Source organism: Herbaspirillum sp. NPDC101397 (assembly GCF_044767325.1).
Classification (GTDB): Bacteria; Pseudomonadota; Gammaproteobacteria; order Burkholderiales; family Burkholderiaceae_D; genus Herbaspirillum.
The window spans coordinates 101,091-114,315 of the sequence record NZ_JBIWNS010000007.1; the positions used below are offsets into that span (position 1 = coordinate 101,091).

The window sequence follows — 13,225 nt, forward strand, 5'->3', positions numbered from 1 at the left end:
TTCGAGGCAGGATAGCGAGAGCCAAGTCAAAAACTTGAGTAGCTCTGCTTTTAGGTGGATACAAGGCTTGCCTAGTCGTTTTCAGTTGGGTCCGAAATTCCGAGAGAAGCTCTTCAGGGATTTCTCCAACCGCAATGCGGAATTGATTGCACGCATCGGAAACTGCCCTACGTACCTTTTCGTCGACCTGATCGCCTTCTTCGGCAACGATCGCGTATGTTTGGATCAGCGCGACAGATCGCCGCACGATCGATATATCAGACATCCACTCTCTCCCACACGATAATCTCAGTTTTGTTTTCATTATAGAGAGCGAGAGAAATCGTGGCGCGTTAGGAGCGATTGATATGTTTGGCAAGCCCACGACCGCTCTAAAAATCCTCGCGCTGCAGCCGTCAACTGAATTGTTGCCGCCTGAAAACCCGTAATATAGATTGGAATTTTGCGTCTGATCGCGGGTTCGTTTAGGTTGGCACTCGACTATCGTTGTCTTAGCTGTTCCCCAACAGCCGGCCATCCCCTCATGGCCAAGCCCCTAGGTCTCTTCCCAATCGGAGATCTGGGGGCTTTCTAATTTTGGAAGAAGATACAGTCGATTCATAAGAATCGAATAGCTAAGCGCCATCACAGAGCTAGCGTAAACTCTCCGCCATTTTCAAACGATGGAACTCGAGATAGTCAAGATGCTCTTGCCAATACTCTCAGCCTACGCAGTGTATGGAGTTCACTCAGCCTCTGCAGGCATTTTGTCGATCCATTTCTTTGCTGCTTCGATACCAAAACGAAGAGCATCTTCTTTATAGCTCATGGGGCTTCGTTTGGCAGTTGGGCGCCAGCAGTTATCTATCGAAATTCGATAGAGCCATTTTCCTGTTTGAGGTTGTACAAGCTGAATTAGGACTTTCCGGTCCTTGTAGTTAAATTCCTCTTGTTCCATGTGCCTCTCTCCTTATTTGTCAGATCTCTCTTTCACCAACTGCTGGAGAACATTTCCCAGCTGAGCGAATAGATGTTCTGCTCCATGCGTAAATGTGTGAGCAATAGGCTGCTAAGCGAGGCCTCCCGGCAAGGTGGTGAGCGTGGTGGCTTTGCCGGCGTGGGGAAGTCACGATGCCAGCTGAGCACGACGTGCGGCAATCTTCTCAATCTTGTCGTTCAATGTAGCGGCATTGAAGGGCTTCACGATATAGCCATCCGCACCTGATTCCGCTGCCATGACGATGTTCTCTTTTTTGGCTTCGGCAGTAATCATCAGAACGGGTAAATTCGCAAACTTTGGGGTGCTGCGAGTTTTCTTGAGTAGCGTAAGCCCATCCATGACGGGCATATTCCAATCCGTGATGACAAACGACGCGGGGACCGAACCTGACTCTAGGAGCTTCCAAGCACTGGATCCTTCATCCGCGTCGGTCATCTTGGTGTACTCAAGTTCCTTGAGTAGGCCCATTACAATTCGGCGCATCGTCGAAAAATCATCGACGACTAGGAAGTGTTGGTCGGTCTTAGGCATCTTCTTTCCCCCAAGTATTGTTTGCAGCCCCAGCTGAGCCCTGCTGTGTTTAATTTAACCGAAAAAGAAGCGCGCTGGAGAGGAAAAAATTATTTTCCCTGTGGAAATTGGAATCAGAAAACGCGGAACGCTTATTCACTGAGCAGCCGCAAAATTGCGCTTCAAGTTAGCTATAGATTTCCATGTTCAAAAGTAGCTTGGGCCGTCTCGCAACTTCTGGATACACATCTAACGCAATAGATAAAAGAGAATTGCATCGTCTGGCAATTACATGCAACTATTCATTTTGTATTGGCGTGACGACAGCCACTTCTACATATGGAGGCCGATGAATGACTAACCTTGAATGGGATAAGGTGCGAGGGGAAATTACCGGTTTAAAAGCCGTTCTTTACTCGCTCTGTGCAATACAGACGACAGAACAATCGCAACAGTTTCATGCGGTTTTGCAGCTGCAGCTTGATACGATTGAAGCTACTCTTGTTCCGTCGGCAGATGCCACTGTCTTTATGGAAAAAACTGTTGAAGTAATCAAAGGCTTCATACAACTAAAAAAGACCTAACCCTTAGGAGGGTGATCATGTCAGACGAAGAATTCGAATACAAAGGTCAGCAAGTCAAAATCCAAATGGTTCAGCCACTGACAGGCGGATGGCTGTGGCAGACGGATATTAATCGGATTCGTCTGGCGTCAGAGCGGCGTGCCCCAATCAAATATCGACAGGATGCTCTTCAATATGCCGTGATGGAGGCAAAGGAATCCATCGATATCAAAAGTGACGGCAAACCTAGTTCCTTTAGATAACAATCCCACTTCGATACATCGAAATAGAAGTGATTTTTTTGCGCGGTTGATGGCGCTGGCCCCCTTTGGCATCCACATGAGAGGCTCCCAAAATGAGTGATACCGAAAACAGTGCCCCGACCGAATCAGCGACCTCCTGGGAAAGAAAAGCAACAACGATCAAATACCTGCTCCAACTGGCATTTGGCTCTTATACGCATATTCGGACAAGTAGTGACACGTGTGTTGTGCCCGACCGGAAGGCCGTTACTAACGCCGTATTGACGGCCCTGTTGGATATAGATCTGACGTCTTCAGAAATTACAGAATTGTATGCGCTCTTCTCGCTAGCTCAACTAACGGCAATCCGGGAGAACGCCATCATAGATAATCTTTCTGCATTGCTTGATCTAGCATCGGAGTTACAAAACGATGAGCGAACCGAATTTTTGGAGAAGTTCACTGTACTTAACGCTCAAGCGAAGGCTCGGGAGAGTGCCGCGGTTCAGGAAGATGGCGGAAACGGACCGATCAGAAGCCAGAGAACGGCAGAAGGTTAGGCCGGAAGTAAAGGGCCGCATGCAGCTCCATCTATGGACGCAGTTCAGGTCAGCAGCTAGTACCGTGACGTCTTTAGCCGGCGCGACAGACGCTGGGCTTTTGACAAGCGTGAATTCGAGACTCACTTCGCCACACCTTTGCAGGGCTGGAAGCCGGTAGCTGGTGCGGAGCGCTTCAGCACTACATAATTTCCGTCGTCCACCGAAGAAGGATTTACGATGATGTGGTGACACCGACGCTGGTCAGCGCCACTCGTAGCCCCAATGACGGCCTCATTTTGACACGGCAAACAGATGGAGATCAAAGCAGGGAGAGCGTCCGCTTCTGGACGATTGCGGATTTCGAAAACTAATTCAAGTATCTGTCTTTCAAGCACGTCTATTCACTTGGTCGACTGTCCGAGTTGCTGGACAGTCGATGTCCATGTTGTTGAACTATGCGACTAAATTCACTTGAATATGCCCCCCTTCGTGGCAGGTCCGGGACATTCCGATTTCTGCCAAGAATCGGAGTAAGGACTGACCTTCCGAGAAAAAAATCTACTTCCCAACAGTTTTGAACTTCAGTCTCTACCATTGGTTTTATACGGGGTATAGTGCAAAAACAATACGGCAGAATATTACATAAAATCCGCTGGGAGACCGCGTATGCCTATTTTGATCCGATACGTCTTGTTTCTTGCACTAGTGCCGTTGGCTGCTTTTTCGCAAGAGAAGGAATGTCGAAAAGTGGTTATTTCGGCCGACTCCGACTATGCGCCCTTGCATTGGTACGACGGGAAAAATCTGACGGGCGCCAGTATCGAGATCGCGACAACAGCCTTGATTGCTATCGGCATCCCCTACGAAGTCCGCTATGTCGGCCCTTTTCACCGTGTACTGAAAAGCGCACAAGAAGGTGAAATCGACATGATCTCGTCTCTCAAAGACACCCCCGAGAGACGCGAATATCTGACCTATACAAATGTTGCGCTATTTTCCAATCCCATTGCTATATTTGTTGCAAAGGACAGGATCTTTAGTTACGCGGGATGGAACGATCTGATCGGAAAAAAGGGTGGCGTGACGGTTGGCAATCAGTTCGGGAATGGCTTCGATGAATTTTTGAGAGGGAATTTGCAGGTCGAGGCCGAGCAAAAAACCTATATGAATTTTAAGAAACTGGAGCTACGTCGTATCGACTACTTGGTTACCGGGTATTACACAGGATTAGCCTACTTAGCTGGTTCGGGACAAAATGACACCTTTGTTGCCATAAAGCCGTACGTCTCGGAATCTGACAATTTCATTGCCATAACTAAGTCAAGTCCATGCATCAAACACCTGAAGGCTTTAAATCTTCAATTGGATAATATGCGCCGTGAAGGCAAACTGCAGTTGATATTAGACAAGCATATAGCACTACTATCAAAGCGAGTGAATCAATAATAAATACCGGACTCGGTTATGGCTTAAAGCCGTTCGATGGCTCGTCTATTCATCACGAATTTTTTTCTGCTTGCCCCACGCTACATCGAATGTTGCTTTCAATAAGCAAGGAAAATCCCGCTTAACGTTCTCAATAGTATCTGTTAGATTGTTGTTATTACTACATCAAGTAACGGAGGGAGAAAATGGCAACAGAAAAGGAAGTTCAGCTCGCGATGCGTGAGGAATTGCTTCGATTTGTTTCCAACATCACTCAACTCAGTGGAGCGCTAGCCACGCTGAGTCGCCGTGTCGAAGATTCGTATTTGAATTCGAATCTTGACGAAGCAGTCCAGGTAAAAAACTTAGCGCGTGATCTGATTGCCCGAGCACGAGAGTAGTCTTTGCTCCCGATGCGGCTCAATCTGACCAGCGTGCGGCTAGCATCCTCTATTCCGCAATGAGGCTGTACTGGATCATTTGGCAGCTCGCTTGTGCGCCGCATTGAAGTGGAAAATAGGAGAATGGGGAAAGACAAATACGACAGTGCAGGAGATTTATCAAACATTGGAATATACGATACAGATCTCTATTCAGAAATTTTTGAGCTTTAATGTAGAGCCTTAGAGAGCCTTTCTAGCCCCCACTAAAATGGACTCAAATCCAATTTCCTGAATATTGAATTTTACTTATCGTGACAATTTCGGTTTTCCCTTTTGCTTTCACAGCAAATGAAGGTTGCCAGTTTAATTTTGTTACGTCTTTGTGGCTGCGGCTTTCATCAAATATTACGTAGTTAATGCCACCACTATGTTGTACTGATTTGAAAATAATCCCATCAAAATTCTCTTTGTGTTTGTAGCGGAGATATTCAGCCATCGCTTGCGTCACGATATAACGGCTCGGCTCTGAGGTAACTGGGTGTGCGATAGTTTCATGCAGATAAGCTAAAAAATTCCGCCTATCTTTACGTTCAGCATAATCATCTATGAAATAGCTAAGTAGTGGATGGGACCTGTGCATATTCAATCCACAGAAGTCGAAGAACTTCAACGCCCTTTCACTCTGGAATTGACATATGGCGACTTCGTCCCCAATAGAAGGCCGCACTTCCGCAATACTCGTATTTCTATCAGACGCCGCGTAGAAAAGCGGAACCCCTGAACTATTCATTCGATTGTGTGCTGCGCGCTCTTTAGGCGGCGCACCCAACGCCCGGTCCGGAAATTTTTGCATCTCCCCCTTATCCGCCTGGTTTTCCACTTTCCGTGCTCGATAAAAAATAAAGCCAGCCTTTAGTATGGTCACCGTTGCAAGTGCCACTTTAAAAAGTCCTTTGTGTTCCGTCTTTACTGCTTCGTCGAAGAGAAGCTCGAAATATCGAGCAGCCTCATCGTTGAAATATCTTTGTCGATGTGTGAGGCTTAGTGCGATTGCATCCCATTGTTCCTGCAAATAGTCCTGTTCTTTTCTTTTTGACTTAAAAGGAAGTGTTAGCGCCGAATAGCTATAGCTTTTGCAAAAGAATTGATCACCTTTAGAGTTTCCTTCTGATGTCTCGAGATAAGACGCGACAATCTGAGAGAATCTCTCATCTTTAATTTGAATCACTTTTGAAACAATTTCCCTCAAATGGAAATTGTTTTCACTCGGTACTTTCGTACAAATCTTGAAATTCTTGCGAATTACATCCTGAGATATCTTGGCTAAAAAATAGGCGTCTACGCAGAAATTTTCACCACTACCGCAGACCGAACAAATTTCTTTCGATCGACCATTCATTAACCGTTTCAAAACTACGTCACCGATACATTTTACGCAAATAATTTCGTTCGGATCAATTGGTGCGGGTGGAAATTCTTCGAGGAGAGTTCTTTTTATATTCATATAAACCACGGCAATGGATTTGTACTCAATAGCGGCTTGCTAACTCCCAGCTTCTTTTCAGGTCAGGACCTTTGTTATCGACTCGCTGACGCGCTATTCAATCACACTATAGTGATTGGGAATTGATCGAAATACGGAGCGACGGAGATAGTCATCAGATGTTGCCGTCCCAAATTGATCTGACGGCTTCTCCAAGCCCGATCGGTTAATTGGAGCAAATGTCGGTTTTCCAGCGGTTGACGAATCGGTCATTCTCTTCACTACTACCCCAGACTCCCAATCACTTGTCTCTTCAAGGAGTTTCGCTAAAAACCGGTTTAATGGATAAACTCGAGCTGACGTCTTATGGCTGTCTACAAGATTAATTACGAGATTAGGCTGCGGACGGGTGACTCGCCTCCTCCATGCTTGGAGTTCCTTTTTGTGATCTTTGCAGAGATTTTGGATCACCTTGTCATGAACAGCGTCCAACCTTGAAAAAATTTCTGAGCCGTCGTATCCCCACATGTACGCACGACCCGCATTGTTTTCAGCGCACTGTATATCGATGAGAGAACGGTGCCAGCACCCAAGATCTGCCCCAAACTCATCTTCTAATAGTTTTATAGCCAACGATAGATCGTGATACTTAGGGAGTAATGCGGCTCTAAGTACCTCTTGGAGTCCACCGTCACCACTTCCTTCAATGACGATGTTACATATCCTTTCATCTTTATATTTTTGAATATCTTGTTCTAAACTTTCGTATCCCCAGAACGAATCATTTGCAACTTGGTGATGATCAATCTCTACTTTCTCAGAGCCAAAACCGACTGCAAATACAACTATTCGAGTATGAAAATTATGCGCTGATACAGCGCCGGCTAACTTGATGGGTTCAGCAAGGCTAACCACAACACGCTTTCTATTCTCTTTCCACGAAAAAGGCGACTCGAGCGGAATTGCAGTGTTTCGGTTTATTACCAATGTGTTTGGATATTCTTTCTCATATTTCGCCACCTGTTGATCAAGATGCGCTGCCAGATTTATTGGTGATATAGGAGCGTCAGGAAAATTAAGGATAGACAAACTGTCTTCCTTTGGCGAGGAATCGGCAGCAAGGGCTGAGATATTGGGAAAGTTATGCTCACAGAAATGTAGAGAAGGCCAATCGTAAACTGTCGCACTCAATAAGCGATCTGATCCTTTCCGGAGAAGCGGAAAAAGAACCTCATTCTTTTCAAGAACCACAGTTGTCAAACCTAGCTCCACCGCCGCGAGCGCAGCGGAAATTCCGCCTACTCCGCCACCGATGATCAACACATCTACATTGGGAGGGGAATCCTCTTTGGACAACGACGAGTCGGTTTGGCTAAAAATTTCGGCGCTATGTGCAGTATGGATAAGCGTGCGTGCGCGAATTATCTGATCACGCATACTGATGTAAGTGAGCCCCCTATTGATATCAAACTGATGCTGACCAATCTTGAATGCCAGAAGTGCCAATCCAGAATCTTTCGCAATTTTTTTCATCAGAGGCTAGCTCCTTGATAGGTCAAGAGCGCGGCGAACTCTTCTTGCGAAATGCAAAGCAAGCTATCGTGTTCAACCCACTCTAATACACTGCTAGGAAGTTTCTGCATGTTTGCCAATTGCTGCAATTCCTTTGTTAAAGCATCATTTTTTTCCTGAAATAGAGAATTCTCTCTCCTAAGTTCCAATACGTTGGTCTGCAATTCAGCTAAGGCATATACATCCTGAGTGGACGTGCGCCCAATACTTTGCGGGCTAGGCACTACGTATTGCTGAACAGACTCTGCCACTCGGCTATAGTTAGTTCCAAAACCATAGACACCTCGCCGAATCCGCACTATTTTCCTATCTCTAAGAAAATCTTGTAGGAGCGCATCCACAGCGGAGCTCACCCCTGATCGCTTGAGGTCCGGGCGCTCTGATTTAGCTAGCGCGTCAAAGGCGATCTCGAGAAGTTGACTCCTCGTCTTAATTTCGGCCCCTTTGGTAGCGAGGAGACTTGCAAATACTTTTCCAAGAAATATTTTCACTATTAACCTTTTCTTATCTTCTATGTCATTCGGCCTGGCTAATTTGGACCATAGATTGGCTAGTTATTCGGCGCTGAAAACGCGCGACCATTTTTGTAATTTCAGGATCGGCTAGGCGCCCCTCGGCCTTTTTCAATTTCTCAATAGCCGCATCATAGACAGCGGCGTTTCCTGTCAACTTATAGGTTTCCACCCCCAACTCACAGTAAGCACTCAGGACGGTCTTGTTAGACTCGAACTGCTCCACCGCTACCACCGCTAGATCGCAAGCCTGCTGCAAGATCGCCTCTCTATCTTCCCGCATAAGTCCCGGTGTTTCTATGGCGCGCGCTATCATCAACAGAATTCGATATCTAACGATGGGACCGTCTCGTCTAAAGTCTTTCTCAAAGATACGTATTTCCGATTCAGCCTGATCGAAGTCGCCTTGTTCGATCAAATTTCGAATTAGACGATGCCGTGGTACGCGCTCCGCTGGCGCGATAGACATCATGCGTCTAAGTAACGTGTTCTGAATGTGTTTATCTGGAATGACCGCAAGACCAGATTCGATGTTGCACAGCTCTCGAATGGTCCGAATTTCTATGTCATATGTTGGAGAAATTTGATTTATAACTTTGGTGAACAATTCTGTTATTTTTTCTACGTCAGAGAATTTGTATCGCGAGACAATCGATGCGATTACAGCATGCCTCACTCTCCAACCATAGATTCCCTCTTTTTCATTTACACCATACTCATGAATGATGTCCGTCAGACTTTGTAAGCTGGAGGCGACCTGATGAGCAGAAATAGATGCAAGGCGCATCACAAGTTGACGGTGAACCCTAATCCCAGCATGTTCCATCGCTGCGACGAGTTTATATATTTCTTGCTGATCCGGATCTAATCCGGCGAACTCGCGCAGAATGATGTCATCGAATTTTTCCGATGCAAATATATTTTTTAGACAGACAAACATATCTGCCTCGCATCGATCAAGGAGTCGGCGTCGTTGTTCATACCTTGAAAAACCGCCAAATCCGCTCTCAACTAAAGACCTAACTTGCGGTACAGTTTCGACTAACGTAAGCAACCGATCAATCTCAGCGCCCGACAGTTGCGAGAGATGGCGCTCAACTCCTTTGAGGTAGATATTAGGAGTTTTTACTCTTGGATTCCAATGACTCCGTGTGGACACCAATATTATCTTCAGTGAAAATATATTCGCCCCTACTAATGCATCCACCAAATCGTTTACCGACATCAAGTGAGCGTGAGCATCATCTATAAAAAGTACACCTACTTTTGATGCATTCTTCAGCCGTGTCGCCACCGAGACCCAGTCGTCAACGATAAGCGCATGATCGCTCTTGTGTTCCCAAGCTAAATATTGTGCATTCCGTAGGCGAATTACGGCCTGTCTTGCCGCCGTAGTTTTCCCCACCCCGCTCGCGCCGAGTAGCAACGCACAGAGGTTGTCCGAACTACGAAGGTATTCCGCTATTTCTGCCGCAACCGTCCTGTCAAACGTAAAGTTTCTAGTAATGTCCCCGTAGCGCGCGGGCCAGCCGTTAAATATGGCACTCAAGTTTGCCTTATCCGCATCTACCTCGTCTGCTACGTTGATAGTCACAGGACGAAGGCGCGGTGTATGCTCCAGGAAGTCTCCTGTGTCCTCAAACGCCATGACGGTGCTTGAGTTTCTTTTGGCAAGAGCTAAGAAGAAATCATCCACGCCTCCAAAGACTACTCGGATTCCTCTTGCTTCAAATAGGGATGCTCTGCTTTCGTCCCGAGTGTAAAGAAGTAACGTTATGCGACCACCGCTCATCGATTTCTGATGAATTGCAAGGGCTTTTTGAATCACTTCTCGTAAATCTGGATCAGCCAATGATTGGCCAATGATTACTATGTGACTGCCATCGGTAAGATCTGCGGAGAATCGTATATAAAGTGCTTCCCGATAGTCTTGTGTTAGATCATAGTCGAGATCAGTAATGATCATTCTCGAGACATGGCCGTCCGCAATGTCCTTCCCAATAGTGCCGTGTAACTTTAAGTATTTAACAGCTGCAGGATCGGCATGAACAGTGAAATCGAAGTTGGAAGAAAAAACAGTCAGAGGTTTTAATTTACGCTTATAGGCATCTTCTACGACTTCGTCATAGTTGGTCGTAAATATACTTTTCCAGTTGTAGAGTGGCAAATTCAGAATCGCCCCTTTTGCTCTCACTCCCTTGAACGCTTTTCTCAAGCACGAGATAAGATCAACTCGACTTCTTTTACGTTCCGCCAGCCCTGATACTTCGGCAAGCGTAAGACTTTCTCCTCTTATACCGAACTCACTTCCAATGAGCTCAATTAATTGAGCGGCTGACGGTGCATCTGAATCAACGGAAGCCCCTGCTCCAAAAACAAGGACCGTTCTCTCGGGTACGATTTCTTCTATGAGCTGCTGAATCGATATAGCCACTGCCCCCCCTATTGAATTGTTTTCATTAACCACGTCTCAAAAACTGTATCACGAAGGTTCTAGAGGCGCATGGATTCTACTTAGAAAATGAGCAAGAAATCGGCGGTTGCTAGATACTACTTATACCTACTACGTAGGTTTTTCTTTGGGCCTTTGCACCTCTCCTTGCTTAGGCCCGATTCGGCTGTACGCCGTGTCGTCTCGACCGAATATTCTCATCGCTTCAACCACTCATTCTCATAATTCAAAGCTAGGTGCGGCAAACGCGACTGGTGATATTTCGAATATTTTCCGAATGGATAAGATATTATTCTTGGCGACCAACGGCCGAGTTCGAGTAAGAGCGTCCACTCATCTCGCGGCTGTGGGTACAAGATGTCTTGTGACGGAGGCCATAAGTAAACTCGGCCACAGAGCCAGAATTGCCGCGTAACTGCTATAAGAGGGGAGAGGTGTGACGAGCGACGAGCTTTTTCCAAAAGTAAGGAGCACCGAGATATTGGGCGAGCTGTCTGCCTGGACGTCCGTAGCCGACGTCATGGTCGCGGCGCGCATCCTTGAGGAACGAACCATTCCGGGCGATGAACCCAAGAGCTTGTTGCTGATGCCTCTTGAGCATGCAGAGCCTGAGTTCGAGCAAATCTTTGCAATCCTGCTTGGGTACTTGATAGATGGATACGTGGTGCCTTCTCAGAAGGTTGCCGTGTGTCGCGCTTTGGATCCTCAGATCACTGAGACCACCGGAGCTGCCTTGCAATCTCTGCGTTTTAACCCCACCGTTCATGTGGGTAGGGTTCCCCAACTCCCCGACAAGCGAGCATTCTTCATCCAGGATCAGCCGGCTGCGATTGAACTTATACGAGCACCCTTGAACTGTCTCATGGGTCTCTATGTGGATAAATACGAATACACCAAGCGTTCGCGCGACATAGCTGCCGAAGCTGAAGCGAAGACCGGAGGGCGCCCCACTATCTTTCATAGACCCTATTCAGATGCTTGCCTGCCTAGCTTTATCGAAGCAGGGTGTTTCTATGCGTTTGGCTTCGAGGTTGGAACACAATTTGCATCGCCGGATAGGGCTAGCATCGACAATGCTTACCGAGCCGTAAATGTGCAAACGCTCCCCCCAGTAGACCCAGCTTTATTGAAAATCGCAATTCAGGCCAGTCAAAGGAAGCTCGATGCGCTCCGTTGATCAGCTCTTCGCCCACTTACATAATATTAATCCGATTGGAGATAGAGTCTCCCCTGCCTGTGACATCGAACAAGTCAACAAGAGTGCAGGAACGCCGGGATACGAGGATCCACTTTATGGAAACTGCTGGAGCTGGACTCCAGCCCACGGTGCCGCCGTCTACGGGCGCACAGATCAGCTGCCAGTCGGCCCCCTGGACAAACTATCAAATGGAACATTCTTACGGGTACCGTTCCGCCGAGTGCCTGTCATTGAGGTCAGTTCCATTGAGGAAGTTCGCGCTATCGCGAGGAACGTGAAATCAGGTGATCCAAACTTCAGGGGTGTATGGCGCGGGCAATCCAGTCACTACACGACGGAGAAAAAGGGGCGCACGAAGGATGAGCTGCTCCGGCTGTACGGAGCGGAAGACGTTGATGAGCCCTCACTGCTGCCTTCCGCAGCAAGAACTGACTTGTACTTTCCGAACAGCTTCGGCGCATGGTCCGCATTATTGGATCTCTATGTTCACGAGCGCATGAGAGAACAGGGGACGCAGCGGGAGCTACTGAATTTCGTAAATTCCTATCGCTATCGGATGTGGGGCTTTGCGACAGCACAGCACTATGGCCTTCCAAGCGTAGGATTGGACGTCACGCATGACATCGATGTAGCCTTGTTTTTTGCTCTTCACACATTCAAGACGAGTGCCGAGGGAATCACCACGGCAACGCGCGCGACTTCCACTGCGGCGCCAATCATCTATGGCCTCGGTGGCTTCATCGACCATGAATTGTTCGGAGATGAGAAATTGGCACCGGCGCGTCTTTTATGTACTCGGCCGGCCGCACAATCCGCCATGTTCCTTTCCACGGGCTGGGGTCACGCGCCGAACAACGCCGCCCAACGGATTTATGTCGCGTTGAAACTGGTAGGGCACGATGCGTGGAAGTTCGACCTGCAGCCTTCACACTATTTCCCCAAGCCTCAGGACGACGAGTTCCTTCGGTTCCTTCTGGAACGCAAGAGCGAGCTCAAGCTGCCTGTCGTCCAAGCCTTGCTCTCGAAGATTTACCAAGTCCCTTGAATGATAGAGATCTCCAATGACGGAAGCTTTGGTTCGGAGACGGCCTAGCACTAGCTCGACTATCTCTTCTTGGCGATGCGCGAAGCACTCGTTCCTGTTTGTAGGAAAAACACGTTCTCAACGTGAGGCAATTCTTGATCCGAATTATGCGGCGAATACGTCACCCATTTAGTGCGGTTCACTTCTAGGTGGATCAATTGAAGAGATTCCATTTTGCGGGCAAATTAACGGTGCCATTATTTATCAACAGAAAAGCACCTAGAGGCATCCGGCAAAACATTTTCAGACCACCTATAGAATTCTGACTTCTCTTGAATGA

General features: G+C 47.3%; 13 protein-coding genes. 7 read left to right on the plus strand and 6 right to left on the minus strand.

All coding sequences use genetic code 11. The features are described 5' to 3' along the window. Positions 1-724: 724 nt before the first annotated feature. Both ACIROW_RS17815 and ACIROW_RS17820 read right to left on the minus strand, forming a co-directional pair. The gene (locus ACIROW_RS17815) at positions 725-937 is read right to left on the minus strand and encodes a hypothetical protein (protein ID WP_402277786.1); all 213 of its coding nucleotides are present in this window, start codon (positions 935-937) and stop codon (positions 725-727) included. Positions 938-1,105: 168 nt separating this feature from the next. Beyond that, on the minus strand, positions 1,106-1,510 hold the full coding sequence (locus tag ACIROW_RS17820; RefSeq protein ID WP_402277787.1) for a response regulator: 405 nt from the start codon (positions 1,508-1,510) through the stop codon (positions 1,106-1,108). Between the two features lie 332 nt (positions 1,511-1,842). On the opposite strand from ACIROW_RS17820, the gene ACIROW_RS17825 reads away from it, so the two are divergent. From ACIROW_RS17825 to ACIROW_RS17845, 5 genes are all read left to right on the plus strand, one after another. Continuing rightward, positions 1,843-2,073, plus strand: a complete 231-nt coding sequence (locus ACIROW_RS17825; protein WP_402277788.1) for a hypothetical protein — start codon at positions 1,843-1,845, stop codon at positions 2,071-2,073. 17 nt (positions 2,074-2,090) lie between these two features. Next, positions 2,091-2,315 (plus strand): hypothetical protein, encoded by a 225-nt coding sequence (locus ACIROW_RS17830; RefSeq protein WP_402277789.1) that lies wholly within the window; start codon positions 2,091-2,093, stop codon positions 2,313-2,315. A gap of 92 nt (positions 2,316-2,407) precedes the next feature. Beyond that, a complete protein-coding gene (locus tag ACIROW_RS17835) occupies positions 2,408-2,854 on the plus strand; it encodes a hypothetical protein (RefSeq protein WP_402277790.1) in 447 nt (148 codons plus the stop codon). Between the two features lie 648 nt (positions 2,855-3,502). Further along, the gene (locus tag ACIROW_RS17840; protein ID WP_402277791.1) at positions 3,503-4,282 is read left to right on the plus strand and encodes a substrate-binding periplasmic protein; all 780 of its coding nucleotides are present in this window, start codon (positions 3,503-3,505) and stop codon (positions 4,280-4,282) included. Between the two features lie 185 nt (positions 4,283-4,467). Next, positions 4,468-4,662: a hypothetical protein gene (locus tag ACIROW_RS17845; protein ID WP_402277792.1), complete on the plus strand. Its 195-nt coding sequence runs from the start codon at positions 4,468-4,470 to the stop codon at positions 4,660-4,662. A 256-nt stretch (positions 4,663-4,918) separates the two neighbouring features. Here the strand turns inward: ACIROW_RS17845 and ACIROW_RS17850 are convergent, their stop codons facing one another. From ACIROW_RS17850 to ACIROW_RS17865, 4 genes are all read right to left on the minus strand, one after another. After that, positions 4,919-6,148: an RES family NAD+ phosphorylase gene (locus ACIROW_RS17850; protein WP_402277793.1), complete on the minus strand. Its 1,230-nt coding sequence runs from the start codon at positions 6,146-6,148 to the stop codon at positions 4,919-4,921. Between the two features lie 93 nt (positions 6,149-6,241). Beyond that, the gene (locus ACIROW_RS17855; RefSeq protein WP_402277794.1) at positions 6,242-7,660 is read right to left on the minus strand and encodes an FAD-binding protein; all 1,419 of its coding nucleotides are present in this window, start codon (positions 7,658-7,660) and stop codon (positions 6,242-6,244) included. Further along, positions 7,660-8,190: a hypothetical protein gene (locus tag ACIROW_RS17860; RefSeq protein WP_402277795.1), complete on the minus strand. Its 531-nt coding sequence runs from the start codon at positions 8,188-8,190 to the stop codon at positions 7,660-7,662. The genes ACIROW_RS17855 and ACIROW_RS17860 overlap by 1 nt, the downstream gene beginning before the upstream one ends. 25 nt (positions 8,191-8,215) lie before the next feature. Then, on the minus strand, positions 8,216-10,645 hold the full coding sequence (locus ACIROW_RS17865; RefSeq protein ID WP_402277796.1) for an SIR2 family protein: 2,430 nt from the start codon (positions 10,643-10,645) through the stop codon (positions 8,216-8,218). 454 nt (positions 10,646-11,099) lie between these two features. Here ACIROW_RS17865 and ACIROW_RS17870 point away from each other — a divergent pair, with 454 nt between their 5' ends. Continuing rightward, positions 11,100-11,840, plus strand: a complete 741-nt coding sequence (locus ACIROW_RS17870) for a hypothetical protein (RefSeq protein ID WP_402277797.1) — start codon at positions 11,100-11,102, stop codon at positions 11,838-11,840. Continuing rightward, positions 11,827-12,906 carry an FRG domain-containing protein gene (locus ACIROW_RS17875; RefSeq protein ID WP_402277798.1) on the plus strand — a complete coding sequence of 360 codons (1,080 nt, stop codon included), beginning with the start codon at positions 11,827-11,829 and terminating at the stop codon, positions 12,904-12,906. The genes ACIROW_RS17870 and ACIROW_RS17875 overlap by 14 nt, the downstream gene beginning before the upstream one ends. Positions 12,907-13,225: the final 319 nt, after the last annotated feature.

Coding starts and splice junctions, on each gene's coding strand:
- ACIROW_RS17815 (WP_402277786.1), bottom strand. CDS start 937: ATGGAACAAGAGGAATTTAACTACAAGGACCGGAAAGTCCTAATTCAG.
- ACIROW_RS17820 (WP_402277787.1), bottom strand. CDS start 1,510: ATGCCTAAGACCGACCAACACTTCCTAGTCGTCGATGATTTTTCGACG.
- ACIROW_RS17825 (WP_402277788.1), top strand. CDS start 1,843: ATGACTAACCTTGAATGGGATAAGGTGCGAGGGGAAATTACCGGTTTA.
- ACIROW_RS17830 (WP_402277789.1), top strand. CDS start 2,091: ATGTCAGACGAAGAATTCGAATACAAAGGTCAGCAAGTCAAAATCCAA.
- ACIROW_RS17835 (WP_402277790.1), top strand. CDS start 2,408: ATGAGTGATACCGAAAACAGTGCCCCGACCGAATCAGCGACCTCCTGG.
- ACIROW_RS17840 (WP_402277791.1), top strand. CDS start 3,503: ATGCCTATTTTGATCCGATACGTCTTGTTTCTTGCACTAGTGCCGTTG.
- ACIROW_RS17845 (WP_402277792.1), top strand. CDS start 4,468: ATGGCAACAGAAAAGGAAGTTCAGCTCGCGATGCGTGAGGAATTGCTT.
- ACIROW_RS17850 (WP_402277793.1), bottom strand. CDS start 6,148: ATGAATATAAAAAGAACTCTCCTCGAAGAATTTCCACCCGCACCAATT.
- ACIROW_RS17855 (WP_402277794.1), bottom strand. CDS start 7,660: ATGAAAAAAATTGCGAAAGATTCTGGATTGGCACTTCTGGCATTCAAG.
- ACIROW_RS17875 (WP_402277798.1), top strand. CDS start 11,827: ATGCGCTCCGTTGATCAGCTCTTCGCCCACTTACATAATATTAATCCG.